Raw genomic sequence first — 16,017 nt, forward strand, 5'->3', positions numbered from 1 at the left:
GGTCAGGTCCGCTTCAGCCGCAGCGTCATCAGCTCGAAGGGACGCAGCCGTACGGCGATCCGGTCGCCGTCGAGAGCCGGCGGCTCCCCGTCCGCGAGGGGGCGTTCCAGCAGGTCGGTCACCTCGACGCCGGTGGCCGCGAAACCGGTGGTGAGCGTGGCGCGGGCGCGGGCGCCGTGGGCTTCGTGGAAGCGGACGACGACGTCGCCGCTGCCGTCGTCGGCCAGCTTGACCGCCGTGACCACGACCGCGTCCCGGTCGACCGTCACCAGGGGCGCGATCTCGCCGGCCCCGGTGAGCCGCCGCTCGGGGAGGTTGATCCGCCATCCCTCGCGCACCGCGTCACCGATGGACGCGCCTGGCACCAGCGCGTGCCGGAAGCGGTGCGGACCCTGGTCGGTCTCGGGGTCGGGGAAGCGCGGGGCGCGCAGCAGGGAGACACGCACCGTCGTGGTCGTACCGCGGTCGCCGCGGACCGTGCGGGTCACATCGTGGCCGTACGTCGAGTCGTTGACGACCGCCACACCCCAGTCCGGTTCCTGGAGGTGGACGAAGCGGTGGTTGCACGCCTCGAACTTGGCCGCCTCCCATGAGGTGTTGGTGTGGGTGGGCCGGAAGAAGTGCCCGAACTGCGTCTCGGACGCGTAGCGTTCGGCGTGCAGGTCGAGCGGGAAGGCGAGCTTGAGGAACTTCTCCGTCTCGTGCCAGTCGACCTCGGTGTCCACCACCAGCCGCCGCTCCCCCGGCGGCAGCGACAGCGCCTGGGTCACCCGGGAGCCGCCGAAGGAGCGGACGATCCGCACCGAGGCCCCGTCCTCACCGGCCGCCACCTCGTCCGCGTCGGTCAGATCGGTGACCGTGTTGCGGTAGAACTCGTCGACGTCCCACGCGTCCCACATGTTCGGCAGGTCCTGGTGGAGCTGGAGGAGGTTGCCGGCCCGTCCGGGGGCGATGGTCTCGCGGTCGGACTCGATGTCGTGGGCGGAGACCACCAGACCGCGGGCGTCGACCTCGATCCGGAGCAGGCCGTTGTCCAGGACGTGCCCGCCGCCGGGCCGCGCGCCGAGGGCCGTGCGGCCCTCGGAGGCCGCCGGACGCGCACCGCCCGCGGGAACACCGGAGCGGGAGTGCGGGGCGGCGTTGAACACGAGCGGGACCGTGCCCTCGCCGGCCAGGGCGCGCTGCGCGGAGCCGATGATGCCGTTCAGCTCCCCGGCGATCCGCGCGTAGGTGGCGCGGGCCTCCCGGTGCACCCAGGCGATGGAGGAGCCGGGCAGGATGTCGTGGAACTGGTGCAGCAGCACCGTCTTCCAGATCCGGTCCAACTCCTCGTACGGGTAGGGGAATCCGGTCCGTACGGCCGCCGTCGCCGACCACAGTTCCGCCTCGCGCAGCAGGTGTTCGCTGCGGCGGTTGCCCTGCTTGGTGCCGGCCTGGCTGGTGAGGGTGGCGCGGTGGAGCTCGAGGTAGAGCTCGCCGACCCAGACGGGCGGTTCGGGGTACTCGGCCTCGGCCTTCGCGAAGAACGCGGACGGTGTCTCCCAGGTCACCGTCGCCGAGCCCTCCAGGTCCCGCATCCGGGCCGCCCTGGCGACCATCTCACGGGTGGTTCCGCCGCCCCCGTCGCCCCATCCGGTGGGCGCGAGGGAGTGACGGGCGGCGCCCTTGTCCTTGAAGTTGCGGACCGCGTGGGCGATCTCGGCGCCCCGCATGGAGCAGTTGTAGGTGTCGACGGGCGGGAAGTGGGTGAAGATCCGGGTGCCGTCCACGCCCTCCCAGCGGAAGGTGTGGTGGGGGAAGCTGTTCGTCCGCGACCAGGAGATCTTCTGCGTCAGCAGGTACTTGGCGCCCGCGGCCCTGATGATCTGTGGCAGTCCGGCGGCGAAGCCGAAGGTGTCCGGCAGCCACGCCTCGTCGTTCTCGATGCCGAACTCGTCGAGGAAGAACCGCTTGCCGTGCACGAACTGCCGCGCCATCGCCTCCGAGCCGGGCATGTTGGTGTCCGACTCCACCCACATGCCGCCGGCCGGTACGAACCGTCCGTCGGCGACCGCCTTCTTCACCCGCGCCCACACCTCGGGCCGGTGCTCCTTCACCCAGGCCCACTGCTGGGCCTGCGACATGGCGAAGACGAACTCGGGCTCGTCGTCGAGCAGGGCGGTCATGTTGGCGGCCGTGCGGGCGACCTTGCGCACGGTCTCGCGCAGCGGCCACAGCCACGCCGAGTCGATGTGCGCGTGTCCGACGGCGCTGACGCGGTGCGCGGAGGGGACGGCGGGGGCCGACAGCACCTCGGTGAGGCACGCGCGGGCCTGCCGCGCCGTGCCGTTCACGTCCTGGAGGTCGACGGCGTCCAGGGCCCGGTCCACGGCGCGCAGGATCTCCCAGCGGCGGGGCGAGTCGGCCGGCAGCTCGGCCATCAGCTCGCCGAGCACGTCGAGGTCGATCACCAGCTGCCACACCGTCTCGTCGAGGACGGCGAGGTCCATCCGGGCCAGGGTGTACTGCGGTGCGCTGCCCGCGGTGTCCTTGTCGCCGAGCCGGGTCGGCGCGAAGGGGCGGTAGTCCAGGATGACGGGGTTGGAGGCGGCCTCGATGTGCAGGCGCACCTCCTCACCGCCTTCGACGGGTGCGCCGATGCGCACCCACTGGTTGCGCGGGTTGAGGCCCTTCACGGGGGTGCCGTCGGGCCGGTAGACCAGTCCCTCGCACTGGAAGCCGGGCATGTTCTCGTCGAAGCCGAGGTCCAGGACCGCCTCCACGGTCCTGCCGGCCCACGCCTCGGGCACGGTCCCGGTGACCCGGAACCAGCTGGTGCCCCAGGGCGCGCCCCAGCGGGCGCCCACCTCGACGGGTTCGGTTTCGGCCGCGAGTCCCTCGGCGACGGGGACGGGTTCTCCCGGTGCGTGCCACACCGCGACCTCGAGGGGTACGGACTCGGGGTACACGGCGGGCCGGATGCGCTCGTCGAGGACGCGCTTGAGGCGGGCTTCCACCAGGGTGCGGTCGTCATGCATGCGGGGCGCTCCGTGGTTGAGGGCGGGTGGTCACCAGGGGTACAACTCCCCCGGTGCCGGCCCGTTCGAACCAGGCCGCGGGTCAGTGTGCGGCGCCGTGACCGTCCGGTGTGCCGCCGTGACCGTCCGGGGCGGCGGCCCGTGTCCGCGCCTGGGCCTCGATGCGGCGCTTGGCGTCGCCCCAGTCGACCGGCAGCCGCTCCGCCGGCACCTCCCAGAAGGTGAACGTCGAGTCGCGCATCGTCTCCCGCAGGCCGCTCATGACGCTCTTGTGCGGTTCGGTGCGGGCGTAGGTGTGGAGCGCCTCCCGGCTCTCCCACGCGGACAGGGTGTAGAAGACCCTGCCGAACGGCCTGGCCTCCAGGGAGGCGCCCAGCGCTCCGGGTGCCCTGCGCACCTGGGCCCAGGCGGAGAGCGACTTCAGGAAGAAGCGGGGGACGTCCTTCAGCGACCGCACCTCGAAGCGGGAGGCCATGACGACGGCACGGGTGTCGGGGCGGGCCGGATTCGGTGTGACCCAGGGAAGAACAGGCACGATAGTCTCGCCTCCACAGTTGGTGAGTGGCGCTATCCAGATTAGACAGTGCCGCTACCCAATTGCCAGAGGGAGAGCGGAGAAGCATGTGAGAATCTCGGAACTGAGCCGCCGCAGCGGGGTGCCCAACGCGACGATCAAGTACTACCTGCGGGAGGGGCTGCTGCCCCCCGGCCGGGCCACCGCGGCGACCCAGGCCGAGTACGACGAGACCCATCTCAGGAGGCTGCGGCTGATCCGCGCACTGGTCGGCGTGCGCGGGCTGTCGGTGGCGTCGGCCAAGCAGGTCCTGGAGGCCATGACCGAGCACAGGACCGACCCGCACGAGGTGCTGGGCATCGCGTTCGGCATCCGGCCGTCGACCGCCGGTGCCACGGACACGGCCGAGGGCGACGGCACCGCCGGGGCGAACCCCGAGGCCGCCGCCCTGGTCGACGCGATGGGCTGGTCGGTCTCCGAGCACAACCCCGCGCGGCAGATCATCGACCGGACGCTTCGGACCCTGCGCTCACTGGACGTCGAGTACGACTGGCGGGCACTCCTCCCCTACGCCGACCTCGCGGAGCGGACGGCCCGGTACGACCTGGACCGGATCGAGTCGATCACGGACCCGCTGGAGAAGGCCGAGCGGGCGGTACTCCTGACCTTCCTGCTGGAACCCGCGCTGATGGCCCTGCGCCGCCTGGCGCAGGAGAACGAGTCGACGGCACGGCACGGCGGGGGCGAGCACCAACAGGGGCCTGTCCGGCGGATCTTGCCGTGACCGGGCCGGAGGGCCTAAGGTCGGCCGGGTGACTGCCGGGTCGGCCGTAGGCCATACATGTAAGGCGTTCCCGGTCTCGTTGTGAGGCCGGTGCGGGGCACGCCCCCGCCCGTGCGGGCCCGTGGCCCGCCCCGCTCCTCCGTGCTCCTTTCCCGTCGCGCGCCCCGGCGCGCGTCCACCTCGGAAACCGAAACCGGAGACGTGTCCAGCCATGCCTGAAGCACAGCACATCGAACTGAACCACACCGTCGTCTACGCCAGCGACCGCCGGACCTCCGCCGAGTTCCTCGCCGGCATACTGGGGCTGGAGGTCGGAGCACCGTTCGGCCCCTTCCTCCCGATCGACCTGGGCAACGGCGTGACCCTCGACTACTACGAGAAGCGGGACGAGCCGATCCAGCCTCAGCACTACGCGTTCCTCGTGGAGGAGGAGCGGTTCGACACCATGATCGCGCGCCTGGAGGCCGCCGGTGTCACCTACTACGCGGACCCGGTTCACAGGGAGCCGGGCCGGGTCAACGACCTCTTCGGCGGACGCGGCGCCTACTTCGACGACCCGGACGGCCACAACATGGAGATCATGACCCGGCCGTACGCGCGGCCCTGAGCCCCGGACGGATCCGTCACAGCGCCCTGTACATGATGTGCAGCCCGACCGGACCGTGCAGCGGGTGGTCGAACGCCCCGGGCACCGTCCCGAGGATCGTGAAGCCGAGTGACGTCCACAGCCTCACCGCCGGGTTGGTCTCGACGACGGCGTTGAACACCATGCCCCGGTAGCCGGCGTCCCGCGCCTCGGCCAGGACGTGCTCCGCGAGCAGGCGTCCGACGCCCCGGCCGGCCCGGTCGGGGTCGACCATGAACCCGGCGTTGGCGATCCGCGCGGCGGGTCCGCCGTAGTTGGGGGTGACGTAGGCGGAGGCGACGACGGCGCCGGTGTCGTCCTCGACGACGTACACCCGTTTCGCCGGGTTCATCCACAGGGCCCGGGCGTCCTTCTCGGAGGTGCCCGGGTCCCAGGTGTAGGTCTCGCCGGCGGCGACGATGCGGTGCCAGAACGGCCAGACGCGCGGCCAGTCGCCGGGGGTCGCTTCCCTGATCAGCATGGACGCGAGTCTGGCACGCCCACGGGCCGGCCGGCCGCTCGTTCCGCGGCCGGGGTCAGTCGACGCTGGGCAGGATGTGCGGCTCGGCGAGGTCGTCCTCGTAGCCCGCCAGACGGATCGGGGCCGAACGGGCCCACACGTCGAGAAAGCCGAGTTCCCCCGGCCGGCGGCCGGAACGCTCCGTGCGTTCCTTGGGGCGCTGTTCACATGTCGTCTTCTCCGGTGTCACCGCGCACTCCTTATGTGTCGGTCACCCTCGGGACGTGCTGCGTCGGCCCTGCGCCTGGCGTCTGACGTCCGCTCGGGTCTGAGTCGAAAGCCGTTCGGACGCGGTGGCGCCGGTAACTCGGGGGAGAGCAGGCCGTTGTGAACCGGCTGGTCCCAGACGGACCGTGGGTGCGGGTAGGACCCTTACTGCTGTCCGTCCGCCTCAGAGTAACCAAATGAGCGGCCCCCCGCTCGATGGGGCTCAAAACCGTCGGTAACAATCACGCGACAGAGTGCACCCAATCCACCCTCATATGACGCTATATCGCCACTCAGACGGCATCTTCATTCACTCATTCGGACTACCCGGGCGTCGACGCATTCGACAAGGTCGCATGGTCATGGCGCAGTTCAAGTCCCGTTGGCCGGCCCGCAAGCTCGCCATGGTCTGCTGCCGCACGGCAACGGCTGTCTCCCGGGAGGACCGGCGCATGGAACTGCGCACCGTCGAGGAGCTGATGGACCTGCTGTACGCGTGCCGGGGCACGCGGGAGGACCGGGGCGGCCCCGGCGGCGCGCCGGTGGACGCCCACGACCACGCCCTGCGGACCGCCGCGCTGCTGCGCCGGGGCCGGCCCGCGGACAAGGAACTCCAGGTGGCCGGGCTGGTACGGCCGGTCGGCCGGCTGCTGTGGCCGGGTGAACCGGCGGTGGGGGCCGACCGGGCGGCGGACGCGATACGGGCGCTGCTCGGCGAGCGGGTGGCCGGCCTGGTCCGCCGGCACCCCCGGCACGACCTCCCGGCCGGGGACGACCTCCTCGCCCTGCGCACGGCGGACGAGGAGGCCCGCACCGCCGGCTTCGACGCCGGTGTCCTGGAGGACTGGCGCACAGTGCTGGAGCTGCTGGCGGCGCGCCACGCACGGCTGGGAATGGTCGACTGACGACACCCTCGGGGCGCCGAGGTCACCACCGGCCGGGCGCGTAGTCCTTCAGGAAGACGCCGTACAGGTCCTCGCCCGCCTCACCGCGCACGATCGGGTCGTAGACGCGGGCCGCGCCGTCGACCAGGTCGAGCGGGGCGTGGAAGCCGGCCTCGGCGAGGCGCAGCTTGTCGAAGTGGGGACGCTCGTCGGTGATCCAGCCGGTGTCGACCGAGGTCATCAGGATGCGATCGGTGTCGAACATCTCCTGCGCGCTGGTCCGGGTCACCATGTTCATCGCCGCCTTGGCGGCGTTGGTGTTGGGGTGCCCCGCGCCCTTGTAGCCGCGGTCGAACACGCCCTCCATCGCCGAGACGTTGACGACGTACGCACGACCGTTGGACGCCCGCCGCGCGGCCTCGGCCATCGCCGGGCGCAGCGCGCTGATCAGGATGAACGGTGCCGTGTAGTTGCACAGCTGGGTCTCCAGCAGCTCCACGGGGGAGATCTGCTCGATGGTCTGGACCCAGGTGTTGGAGTCGACGACGTCGGGGACGAGGCCGCCCGCGTCGATCGCGGTGCCGTCACGGTGGCGCACCACGCTGGCGTTGCCCGCGACCAGCGCCAGGTCGGCCACCTTCTGCGCGTCGAGGCCGCTGACACCGACGGGAAGCGCGGTCAGTCCGTCGACCGCGCCGGAGTTGAAGGCGCCGATGACGTGGTGGGCGGGCAGCTCACCCGCCGGCAGCGGGGCGCTCTCGCCCTCGACGAGCGCGGCGTAGGCGGACGGCAGGCGGCGCACGGTCTGGGTGGCGTTGTTGATCAGGATGTCGAGCGGCCCCTGCTCCGCGACCCGGTCGGCCAGCGCGACGGCCTGGGCCGGGTCGCGCAGATCGATGCCGACGACCTCCAGGCGGTGCATCCAGTCACCGGAGTCGTCCATGGCCTTGAAGCGGCGGATGGCGTCCTTGGGGAAGCGCGTGGTGATCGTGGTGTGGGCACCGTCACGCAGCAGCCGCAGCGCGATGTACATGCCGATCTTGGCGCGTCCGCCGGTGAGCAGCGCCCGCTTGCCGGTGAGGTCGGTGCGGGCGTCGCGCCGGGCCCGGTTCTCGGCGGCGCAGTTCGGGCAGAGCTGGTGGTAGAAGTAGTCGACCTCGACGTAGCGCGTCTTGCAGGTGTAGCAGGAGCGCGGCCGCTGGAGTATCCCCGCGATCCTGCCGGGCTCGACGCGGGAGGAGGGCAGGATGCCTTCCGTCTCGTCGTCGATGCGCTCGGCGGAGCCCGTGGCGGTGGCCTCGGTGACCGCCTTGTCGTGTGCGGTCTTGGCGGCCCTCCGCTCCTGGCGGCGGCGCTGCTTGACCGTGCGGTAGATGTGCGAGGTGGCCCGGCGGACCAGGATCGCGTCCGGGTGGTCGACGTCGAGTTTGTCGAGTTCCTCGAGCACGCCGAGGCAGACGGCCAGCCGCTCCGGGTCGATGCCGGGCCCGTGTGCCACCGCGTCCGTGGCCTCGGGGCCGTCCTGTGTCACCGTCATCGCCGCTGCCGTTTCCCGCTCTGCTGTCGCGGCGCTCCGTTCGCATCCGCTGTCGAACGCCGGATTTTACTTCAGCGTCCGGCCGCAGCACCAAACCGCGTCCCTCAGTGGTCGCAGACGGCCGTCAGTGCCGCCACCTCCTCGGTCAGCGCGCGGGCCAGGCGGTCGAGGTCCGGGACGGCGGCGCCGTCGGCGACCAGCCCGTAGTGGACGCGTCCCCGGTAGGTGGACACCGCGACCGCGAGGGAGTGGCCCGGGGCCAGTGGCGCGAGCGGGAACACGGCGCCGAGCGGGTCGCCGCCGAGCTTCAGGCCGAAGCCGGGCAGCGGCACGCTCGTGACCAGGACGTCGAACCAGAGCCGGGCCGCCTGGCCCAGCAGCGGTCCGCCGAGCCGGTGGCCGAGCGGCGGCACGTGGTCGGCGAGCAGGGCGACGGCGCCCGCGCCCCGGTGCGGCCCGGCGTCCTTGTTGCGGTCCATGGCGGTGCGCACGTGGGAGAGCCGGGCGAGCGGGTCCCGCTCGTCGACGGGAAGCCGTAGCAGGTACCCGGAGAGCCGGTTGCCCTGTGGGTGGGCGGTGCGCGGCCGGCGCCGGGAGACCGGGATGAGGGCGCGCGGGGCGACCCCTGCGCTGCCGTCGCCCCGCTCGTCGAGCCAGCGGCGCAGCGCGCCGGCGACGACCGCGATCGTGACGTCGTTGACGGTGCCGCCGGCGCTCTTGCGGATCCGGTGCACGTCGTCGAGGTCGACGACCGCGCCGGCGGTGCGGCGGGTGCCGCTGGGCGCGCAGGTCAGGGCGGGCGAGGAGCGCATGTCGAGGGTGGAGCGGGCGACGGCGGCGCCGATGTCCAGGGCCCGGCCCGCGTCGGACAGGGCGTCCCGCACCAGGCCCGGCACCTCGCGCACGTCCGGGAGCAGTGCGCGCGGGGGCTCGGCGGGGCGCGGCCGGGGCGCGGGCAGGTCCATCGGGTCCATCAGCGCGGCGGCGAGGGTGAGGGCGCGCAGCCCGTCGGCGAGGGCGTGGTGGAACTTGAACAGGACGGCGAAGGAGGTGCCGTCCTCCCCCGGCACCACATGGGCCTCCCAGGGCGGCCGGGTGCGCTCCAGGGGGCGGCCCATGAGCCGTCCGGCCGCGGCGTGGAAGTCGTCGGCAGCGGGGTGCAGCCGGACGTGGTCGAGGGGGTCGAAGGCGGGGTCGGGCTCCCGGCTGGCGCCGCCGAAGGCGCGCGAGAGGCGCACGGCGGAGGCGAGCGGCTGCCGCAGCGCGCCGATGAGGGGCTCGCCGGGGGCCGGCCACGGGCGGCGCAGCGCCGACGGCGACCGCGACGGACCGAGGGGCTGCCAGGTGTCGCGGATGCGCATCCGCAGCCCGGGCACGGCGGCGGCACGGGCGGACAGCAGGTCCGCCGCGTGGGCCGCGGCGGAGGTCGAGCCGGCGGAGAAGACGCCGAGCGCCGCGAGGTGCATCGGGTGGCCGGCGGACTCGATGTTCCAGAACGCCAGGTCGAGGGGAGCGAGCGGGTCTGCGGTCATGGTCGGGGCCTCGCGTCGACGTCGGGAACGGATCAGCAGTCAATCGCTCCCGGCCGATTACGGTCAAGTACGATCTGGCTACACATAGTCAACAGCATGTGACGTCTCCGCCCCACCCGGCGGCACGGCGGAAGGGGCGGGACCGGCGTGACACACGGGGCCGGCGCGTCGCGATCACCCCCCACCGGGTGACGGATGCCACCCGGACGGACGCGGCCCGCTGGAGGAACGGTTCACCGCACGGTCCTCTCCGCGGCCGGGAAGCCGGCGGCCTACGGCACCCGCTGCCCCTTGCCGAGCGCGATCACGCCGCCCTTGGACACCGTGTACAGCTCCGCGTCGCGCTCCGGGTTGACGCCGATCGTCGCGCCCGGCGGCACCTCGACGTTCTTGTCGAGCACCGCCCCGCGCACCACCGCGCCCCTCCCGATGTGCACGTTGTCGTGCAGCACCGAGCCCTGCACCACGGCCCCCGGGTCGATCAGCACGCCCGGCGACAGCACCGACCGCGTGACCTGGCCCCGGATCAGACAGCCCGCGCTGATGATCGACTCGCTCGCCATGCCGCCGGCGTTGAAGCGGGCCGGGGAGAGCTGGCCGGAGTGGGTGTAGATGGGCCACTGCCGGTTGTAGAGGTTGAAGGCGGGGCGCTCGGCGATCAGGTCCATGTGGGCGTCGTAGTACGCGTCCAGGGTGCCGACGTCCCGCCAGTAGCCCTGGTCCCGGGTGGTCTCGCCGGGCACGTGGTTGGAGCTGAAGTCGTACAGGTGGGCCTCGCCCCGGTCGGTGAGCTGGGGCAGGATCGAGCCGCCCATGTCGTGGACCGAGTTCTCGTCCTCCGCGTCCCGGTGCAGGGCCTCGATGAGCGCCTTGGTGGTGAAGATGTAGTTGCCCATGGAGGCGAACACGCACTCGGGGTCGTCGGCGAGTCCGGGCGGATCGGTGGGCTTCTCCAGGAAGCGTTCCACCGTCTGCCCGTCCGAACCCGGCGTGATCACGCCGAAGGCGGAGGACTCCGAGCGCGGCACCCGGATGCCGGCCACCGTGACCCCGGCGCCGCTCTCGATGTGCTGGGCCAGCATCTGGCGCGGGTCCATGCGGTACACGTGGTCGGCGCCGAACACGGCCACGTACTCGGGCTGTTCGTCGTGGATCAGGTTGAGCGACTGCAGGATGGCGTCGGCGCTGCCCAGGTACCAGCGCGGGCCGAGGCGCTGCTGGGCGGGGACCGGGGTGACGTAGTTGCCGAGCAGGCTCGACATGCGCCAGGTGGTGGTGACGTGCCGGTCCAGCGAGTGCGACTTGTACTGCGTGAGCACGCAGATGCGCAGGATGTCGCCGTTGACCAGGTTGGACAGGACGAAGTCGACCAGGCGGTACGTGCCGCCGAAGGTGACCGCCGGTTTGGCGCGGTCCGCCGTGAGGGGCATCAGGCGCTTGCCCTCGCCGCCCGCCAGCACGATTCCCAGGACCGAAGGACCACCACGACGCATGGCCGCTCCCCTCACGCCGAATTTTCCCAAGACTGCCCAGGACAGGCGGGACTAAGCCTGTTCGAGGATCTCCTCGTAGAGTCCGGCCGTGCGCCGGGCGACCGCGTCCCAGCCGAACTCCGACACCGCGCGTTCCCGTCCCGCCTCACCCATCCGCCGTGCCGTGGCCGGGTCGCCGAGGACCGAGTCGAGAGCCCGCGCGAGGCCCGCCTCGAAGTCGTCGTCCGCTTCCACGAGTACCCCCGTGGAGCCGTCCGCCACGACCTCGGGGATGCCGCCGACCCGGGAGGCGACCACCGCGGTGCCGCAGGCCATGGCCTCCAGGTTGACGATGCCGAGCGGTTCGTACACCGAGGGGCACACGAACACGGCGGCGTGCGTGAGCAGCTGGATCACCTCCGGGCGCGGCAGCATCTGCGGAATCCAGTGCACCCCCTCGCGGACCCGGCTCAGCTCCTCGTACAGCTCGCGGAACTCCCGGTCGATCTCGGGCGTGTCCGGCGCCCCGGCGCACAGCACGACCTGCGCGGCCGGGTCGATGCCGCGCACCGCCCGCAGCAGGTGGGGCACGCCCTTCTGCCGGGTGATACGGCCGACGAACAGCACGTACGGGCGGGAGCGGTCCAGGCCGATCCGGTCCAGGGCGTCGGTGGCGGGGTCGGGACGGTACAGGGTCGTGTCGATGCCGTTGTGCACGACGTGGACCCGGGCGGGGTCGAGGGCCGGATAGCAGCCGAGGATGTCGTCGCGCATGGCGCCGGAGACCGCGATCACCCCGTCGGCGGCCTCGACCGCGGTGCGCTCGGACCAGCTCGACAGGGCGTAGCCGCCGCCGAGCTGCTCGGCCTTCCAGGGGCGCAGCGGCTCCAGGGAGTGGGCCGTCATCACGTGCGGGATGCCGTACAGCAGCTTGGCGAGGTGACCGCCGAGGTTGGCGTACCAGGTGTGCGAGTGGACGAGTTCGCGGCCCTGCAGGGCCGCGGCCATGGCCAGGTCGACGGAGAAGGTGCGCAGGGCGTCGTTGGCGCCGTCGAGCGTGGACCAGGGGCGGTGGCGCAGCACGCCGTCCGTCCTGCCCTCGCCCCAGCAGTGCACCTCCAGGTCCACCAGGGACCTCAGCTCCCGGGCGAGGAACTCCACGTGGACTCCCGCGCCGCCGTACACGTCCGGGGGGTACTCCCGGGTCAGTAGTCCCACTCGCACCCGTGAACCCCCAGTCTGCGCGGACGTTCCTCTCATGGTCACTCAGATGGGGCGCGTGGGGAAGAGCGGGGCGGCCGTACGAAGCAACAGTCGCCGCAGACGCCCCCGCCGGGCACCCGGTAGTACAGGCAGCAGCTGCGCCGCCGGAAGACGGTGCCGGTGAGGGTTCCGGTGCCGGCGAGCAGCGGGTCGGCGAGTATGTCGCGGGCCAGGGAGGCGGCGCGGACGGCGACGTCCGTACGGCCGTGGCGCCGCCCCCAGCGGTCCAGTTCACGGGCGGCGCCCGCGAGCGCGGAGGCGGCGTTGCCGCGCAGCAGTCCCGGCGCGAGGCGGTGCCGGGAGCGCAGGGCCCCGGCCAGGGGCTCGAGATGGGCGCGCAGCACCAGGTCCACGAGGGTGGGCGCGTCGCCGGCCAGCGGACGCACCTCGGACAGCCACAGGTCGTCGGGGGCGCCGGCCTCGGGGTCCCAGCGCAGCAGTGGCGGGGCGAGGTCGGGGACGGCACCGCAGAGGGCGGCGCTGCCGAGCGCCACGGACCACAGGCGGGCGGCGAGACCCTGGTGGGCCACCGACGCGGCGACCCTCGCCTCCGGCGCCCGCAGGGCACCGGCGACCCTGCGGACCCGGGAGGCCAGGGCGTCGCCCTGAACATCCGGGCGCCGGGGGTCCAGGGCGTCGCCCTGAACATCCGGGCGCCGGGGGCCGTATGCCTGGGCGAGCGTGGGCAGGGAACGCGGGGAAGGGCCGGCCGCTCCTGCCGTGCGCAGTACGAAGAAGCCACCGAGCCGGTGAAGGGCGGTGAGGCGGGGGTCGAGGTCCACGACGTGCAGTAGTACCAAGCCCCCTAGGGGAAGCAACCAGGGGCCCTCCGTCCGGGGGCACCCACCCAGGGGATGACGGGGCCGCCGTCGTACTCCATCGGCAGTAGGACTCATTGAGTGCTCAGGGACGACGACGGGAACAGCCTGACACGGCATCGTGTTGGTTATGAGAGCCGACCGTTCGCCGCGCCGGGTCCACCGCCCCGGCCTCACGCAGAGGAGCAGCCGATGAGCGCCCTCGCGTTGTCCGTGCTGCTGTCGTTCGTGTCTGCCGTGGCGTACGCCGGCGGGGCGATCGTGCAGGAGCAGGTCGCGGTGTCCTCGCCCGGCGCGCAGCAGTACGCACCGCTGCGCCGGCCGGGCTGGTGGGCGGCGGTCGCGCTCAACGGCCTCGGCGGAGTGCTCCACGTGGTGGCGCTCGCCTACGGCCCGCTCAGCCTCGTACAGCCGCTGGGCGCGCTGACCATCGTGTTCGCGCTGCCCATGGCCGCGCTGTTCGTGGGCCGCAGGGCCGGGGCGACCGCGTGGCGGGGCGCCATCATGGCGACCGTGGGCCTCGCCGGTCTGCTCTCCCTGGTCGGCGCGTCCGACGCGCAGTCGCTGGACACCACGCAGCGGGTGGCGGCGGCCCTCGGGACGGCCGGGGCGGTCGTGGCGCTGATGATCGCGGCCCGGGCCGTGCACCGGCATCCCGCGGTGCGCAGCATCCTGCTGGCCACCGCGTCCGGTGTCGCCTTCGGTATGTCCTCGGTCTTCACCAAGACCGTCGCGGTGGACTGGACCGGCGGCGTGACGGCCGGGGACCTGCCGTCCCTGGCGGTGATCGGTGTCCTGGCCACGGCCGGCATGCTGCTGTCGCAGGCCTCCTACCGGGGCGCCGGACTGGCGGCTCCGCTGGCGACGCTGACGGTGGTGAACCCGGTGGTGGCGGCCGCGGTCGGCATCACGATGTTCGGCGAGACCTTCCGTTACGGCGCGACGGGCACGGCGCTCGCACTGAGCTGCGGCGTGGTGGCGGCCGGCGGGCTGATCCTCCTCACGACGGAACGGCTGGCACGCGAGCAGCAGGAGGAGGCGGCTCGGACGGCCGGCGCCGGGGTCCTCGTACCGGATGCCGGTTCGGAGGCGGTCCCCGCCGCCCGGTCCATGGCGGAGCCCGGCGAACAGGCCACGGCGGACCCCGCCGAGCTGCTGCTGGCCGAACTCACGCTCCCCGCGGACGTACGGCTCCCGGTGCCCGCACCGTCGGCGGGCGGTCCGGCCGACGGCACGGATCCGGCCCTGGTGCCGCTGGTGTCGTACGCGCCCTTCTACGGCGGCCCGTACGTTCCGGTGCCGGCGGTGGACCGGCACCGGGCCCGCGTCAAATCCTGACGCCGCCCGCCCTCAGATAGGCGACCGGGTCGACATCCGATCCGAAACCGGGCCCCGTCCGCACTTCGAAGTGCAGATGCGGGCCCGAACTGTTGCCGGTCGAACCGGAACGGCCGATGCGCTGGCCCGCGCCGACGGACTGTCCGCTCTTCACGGAGATCGCCGACAGGTGGGCGTACTGGCTGTAGCGGCCGTCGGTGTGCCGGACCACCACCTGGTAGCCGAAGGACCCCTCCCAGCCCGCGCCGACCACGGTGCCCGCCGCGACCGACTTCACGGACGTGCCGGTGGGGACCGGGAAGTCGATCCCCGTGTGGTAGCCCTTCGACCAGGCGGACCCGGCCTTGTGGTACGGCGTGCCGAGGGCGGCGCTGACGGGGGCGACGAGACCGCCGGTCTCGGCGGCTCGGTCGGCACGGTCCTCGGTGCGCGGTGCGGCGGTCTTCTTGTCGGCCTTCTTGTCGGTCTTCTTGTCGGTCTTCTTCCCGGCCTTCTCGCCGGAGCGCTTGTCCGACCGTTTGTCGGCCTGCTTCTCCGTCGCGTGTTTTCCGGCCGGCTTCGCCGGGGGCGCGGGGGCCTTGGCCGTCCCGTCGGGCAGGGCGAGGCGCTGGCCGGGCACGATGAGGTCGGGGTCGGCGCCGATCGTCGAGCGGTTGGCGGTGTAGAGCCCCCGCCAGCCGCCCCGGACCCGCTCGTCCTCCGCGATGCCGGAGAGGGTGTCGCCGCGGACCACGGTGTACATCTCGGCGCGGCCCGCGCGGGACTGGGGCGTGGTGTGCGGCTTGACGTCCTCGACGGAGGGCCGCGCGGACTTCTTGCCGTCGCCCTGTGTGCCCGGCTTGTTCTGCTCGCCGCCGGCCTTCTTGCCTGCGGCCGGCTGGATGTCGGGGGTGTCACCGCCCCGGGTCAGTCCGGCCCGTACCGAGCAGACCGGCCAGGCACCGGGGCTCTGCCCGTCGAGTACCTTCTCGGCCACGGCGATCTGCTGGTCCTTGGTGGCCAGATCCGCGCGCGGCGCGAACCGGGCACCGCCGAACGCCTCCCAGGTGGACTGGCTGAACTGGAGGCCGCCGTAGTACCCGTTGCCGGTGTTGATGTCCCAGTCGTTGGTGGACTCGCACGCGGCGACCTTGTCCCAGGTCTCCACGTCGGCGGCCTGGGCGGCGCCGGTGCCCATGAGCGGGAGCGCCATTCCGGCACCGCCCGCCGTGACGGTGAGCGAGGCCCGGTTGATCCTGTTCGGCTGATACCGGCGGTGCCTGCCGCGGACGGCCATGGAATCCCCCTCGACAATGCGTCAGGAGGGGCAAAAGTAAGCGCTGCGAACTGGCCGTGACAAGGCGGCTATCGGCCGCACGGATGCGCCAAGTGGCCGGGAGTTTTCTCTCGTTGCGCCCCCCTTGGCGCGCGGGGGCGCGTGTGCGCGGGCGGGTGCAGCCGTCCGCGGGGGCACGCGGGTGCGTGCGCCGGGTGGGCGCGGTGGCCGGTGGGTGCCGGGCACGGCGG

At 72.8% G+C, this 16,017-nt stretch carries 14 protein-coding genes; 4 read left to right on the forward strand and 10 right to left on the reverse strand.

Features of this window, described 5'->3' with window-relative positions; all coding sequences use genetic code 11:
* Positions 1–2: 2 nt before the first annotated feature.
* Positions 3–3,017, reverse strand: coding sequence for an alpha-mannosidase (locus F1615_RS13350; RefSeq protein ID WP_149549160.1), 3,015 nt, complete (start codon positions 3,015–3,017; stop codon positions 3–5).
* Between the two features lie 82 nt (positions 3,018–3,099).
* Positions 3,100–3,552 carry a DUF3291 domain-containing protein gene (locus tag F1615_RS13355; protein ID WP_149549161.1) on the reverse strand — a complete coding sequence of 151 codons (453 nt, stop codon included), beginning with the start codon at positions 3,550–3,552 and terminating at the stop codon, positions 3,100–3,102.
* 88 nt (positions 3,553–3,640) lie between these two features.
* On the opposite strand from F1615_RS13355, the gene F1615_RS13360 reads away from it, so the two are divergent.
* Both F1615_RS13360 and F1615_RS13365 read left to right on the forward strand, forming a co-directional pair.
* Complete coding sequence (locus tag F1615_RS13360; RefSeq protein WP_149549162.1) at positions 3,641–4,315, forward strand: MerR family transcriptional regulator; 675 nt, start codon at positions 3,641–3,643, stop codon at positions 4,313–4,315.
* A 211-nt stretch (positions 4,316–4,526) separates the two neighbouring features.
* Positions 4,527–4,922: a VOC family protein gene (locus tag F1615_RS13365; protein WP_149549163.1), complete on the forward strand. Its 396-nt coding sequence runs from the start codon at positions 4,527–4,529 to the stop codon at positions 4,920–4,922.
* 16 nt (positions 4,923–4,938) lie between these two features.
* Here the strand turns inward: F1615_RS13365 and F1615_RS13370 are convergent, their stop codons facing one another.
* The gene (locus F1615_RS13370) at positions 4,939–5,421 is read right to left on the reverse strand and encodes a GNAT family N-acetyltransferase (protein WP_149549164.1); all 483 of its coding nucleotides are present in this window, start codon (positions 5,419–5,421) and stop codon (positions 4,939–4,941) included.
* A gap of 55 nt (positions 5,422–5,476) precedes the next feature.
* Positions 5,477–5,650 (reverse strand): hypothetical protein, encoded by a 174-nt coding sequence (locus tag F1615_RS13375; RefSeq protein WP_149549165.1) that lies wholly within the window; start codon positions 5,648–5,650, stop codon positions 5,477–5,479.
* 469 nt (positions 5,651–6,119) lie between these two features.
* On the opposite strand from F1615_RS13375, the gene F1615_RS13380 reads away from it, so the two are divergent.
* Positions 6,120–6,572 (forward strand): hypothetical protein, encoded by a 453-nt coding sequence (locus F1615_RS13380; RefSeq protein WP_149549266.1) that lies wholly within the window; start codon positions 6,120–6,122, stop codon positions 6,570–6,572.
* A gap of 22 nt (positions 6,573–6,594) precedes the next feature.
* Here the strand turns inward: F1615_RS13380 and F1615_RS13385 are convergent, their stop codons facing one another.
* The 5 genes from F1615_RS13385 to F1615_RS13405 all read right to left on the reverse strand — a co-directional run bounded on the left by F1615_RS13385 (position 6,595) and on the right by F1615_RS13405 (position 13,155).
* Complete coding sequence (locus F1615_RS13385; protein ID WP_149549166.1) at positions 6,595–8,088, reverse strand: SDR family NAD(P)-dependent oxidoreductase; 1,494 nt, start codon at positions 8,086–8,088, stop codon at positions 6,595–6,597.
* 104 nt (positions 8,089–8,192) lie between these two features.
* Positions 8,193–9,620: a wax ester/triacylglycerol synthase family O-acyltransferase gene (locus F1615_RS13390; protein ID WP_149549167.1), complete on the reverse strand. Its 1,428-nt coding sequence runs from the start codon at positions 9,618–9,620 to the stop codon at positions 8,193–8,195.
* Positions 9,621–9,892: 272 nt separating this feature from the next.
* Positions 9,893–11,113 carry a glucose-1-phosphate adenylyltransferase gene (gene glgC, locus F1615_RS13395; RefSeq protein ID WP_149549168.1) on the reverse strand — a complete coding sequence of 407 codons (1,221 nt, stop codon included), beginning with the start codon at positions 11,111–11,113 and terminating at the stop codon, positions 9,893–9,895.
* A 51-nt stretch (positions 11,114–11,164) separates the two neighbouring features.
* Entirely contained in the window at positions 11,165–12,316 is a 1,152-nt protein-coding gene (gene glgA, locus F1615_RS13400; protein WP_149549169.1) for a glycogen synthase, read from the reverse strand.
* A 38-nt stretch (positions 12,317–12,354) separates the two neighbouring features.
* Entirely contained in the window at positions 12,355–13,155 is an 801-nt protein-coding gene (locus F1615_RS13405; RefSeq protein WP_244328711.1) for a (2Fe-2S)-binding protein, read from the reverse strand.
* Between the two features lie 210 nt (positions 13,156–13,365).
* Between F1615_RS13405 and F1615_RS13410 the strand changes: the two genes are divergently transcribed.
* Positions 13,366–14,511, forward strand: a complete 1,146-nt coding sequence (locus F1615_RS13410; protein WP_208818302.1) for a DMT family transporter — start codon at positions 13,366–13,368, stop codon at positions 14,509–14,511.
* Here F1615_RS13410 and F1615_RS13415 read toward each other — a convergent pair.
* Positions 14,501–15,787: a transglycosylase family protein gene (locus F1615_RS13415; RefSeq protein WP_149549171.1), complete on the reverse strand. Its 1,287-nt coding sequence runs from the start codon at positions 15,785–15,787 to the stop codon at positions 14,501–14,503. The genes F1615_RS13410 and F1615_RS13415 overlap by 11 nt on opposite strands.
* Positions 15,788–16,017 lie beyond the last annotated feature (230 nt).

The organism is Streptomyces marokkonensis (assembly GCF_008312835.1).
Classification (GTDB): domain Bacteria; phylum Actinomycetota; class Actinomycetes; order Streptomycetales; family Streptomycetaceae; genus Streptomyces; species Streptomyces marokkonensis_A.

Excerpts from the sequence above, each read along its gene's own strand:
- F1615_RS13350 (WP_149549160.1), bottom strand. The coding sequence starts at position 3,017 with ATGCATGACGACCGCACCCTGGTGGAAGCCCGCCTCAAGCGCGTCCTC.
- F1615_RS13365 (WP_149549163.1), top strand. The coding sequence starts at position 4,527 with ATGCCTGAAGCACAGCACATCGAACTGAACCACACCGTCGTCTACGCC.
- F1615_RS13370 (WP_149549164.1), bottom strand. The coding sequence starts at position 5,421 with ATGCTGATCAGGGAAGCGACCCCCGGCGACTGGCCGCGCGTCTGGCCG.
- F1615_RS13380 (WP_149549266.1), top strand. The coding sequence starts at position 6,120 with ATGGAACTGCGCACCGTCGAGGAGCTGATGGACCTGCTGTACGCGTGC.
- F1615_RS13385 (WP_149549166.1), bottom strand. The coding sequence starts at position 8,088 with ATGACGGTGACACAGGACGGCCCCGAGGCCACGGACGCGGTGGCACAC.
- F1615_RS13390 (WP_149549167.1), bottom strand. The coding sequence starts at position 9,620 with ATGACCGCAGACCCGCTCGCTCCCCTCGACCTGGCGTTCTGGAACATC.
- glgC (WP_149549168.1), bottom strand. The coding sequence starts at position 11,113 with ATGCGTCGTGGTGGTCCTTCGGTCCTGGGAATCGTGCTGGCGGGCGGC.
- F1615_RS13410 (WP_208818302.1), top strand. The coding sequence starts at position 13,366 with ATGAGCGCCCTCGCGTTGTCCGTGCTGCTGTCGTTCGTGTCTGCCGTG.
- F1615_RS13415 (WP_149549171.1), bottom strand. The coding sequence starts at position 15,787 with ATGGCCGTCCGCGGCAGGCACCGCCGGTATCAGCCGAACAGGATCAAC.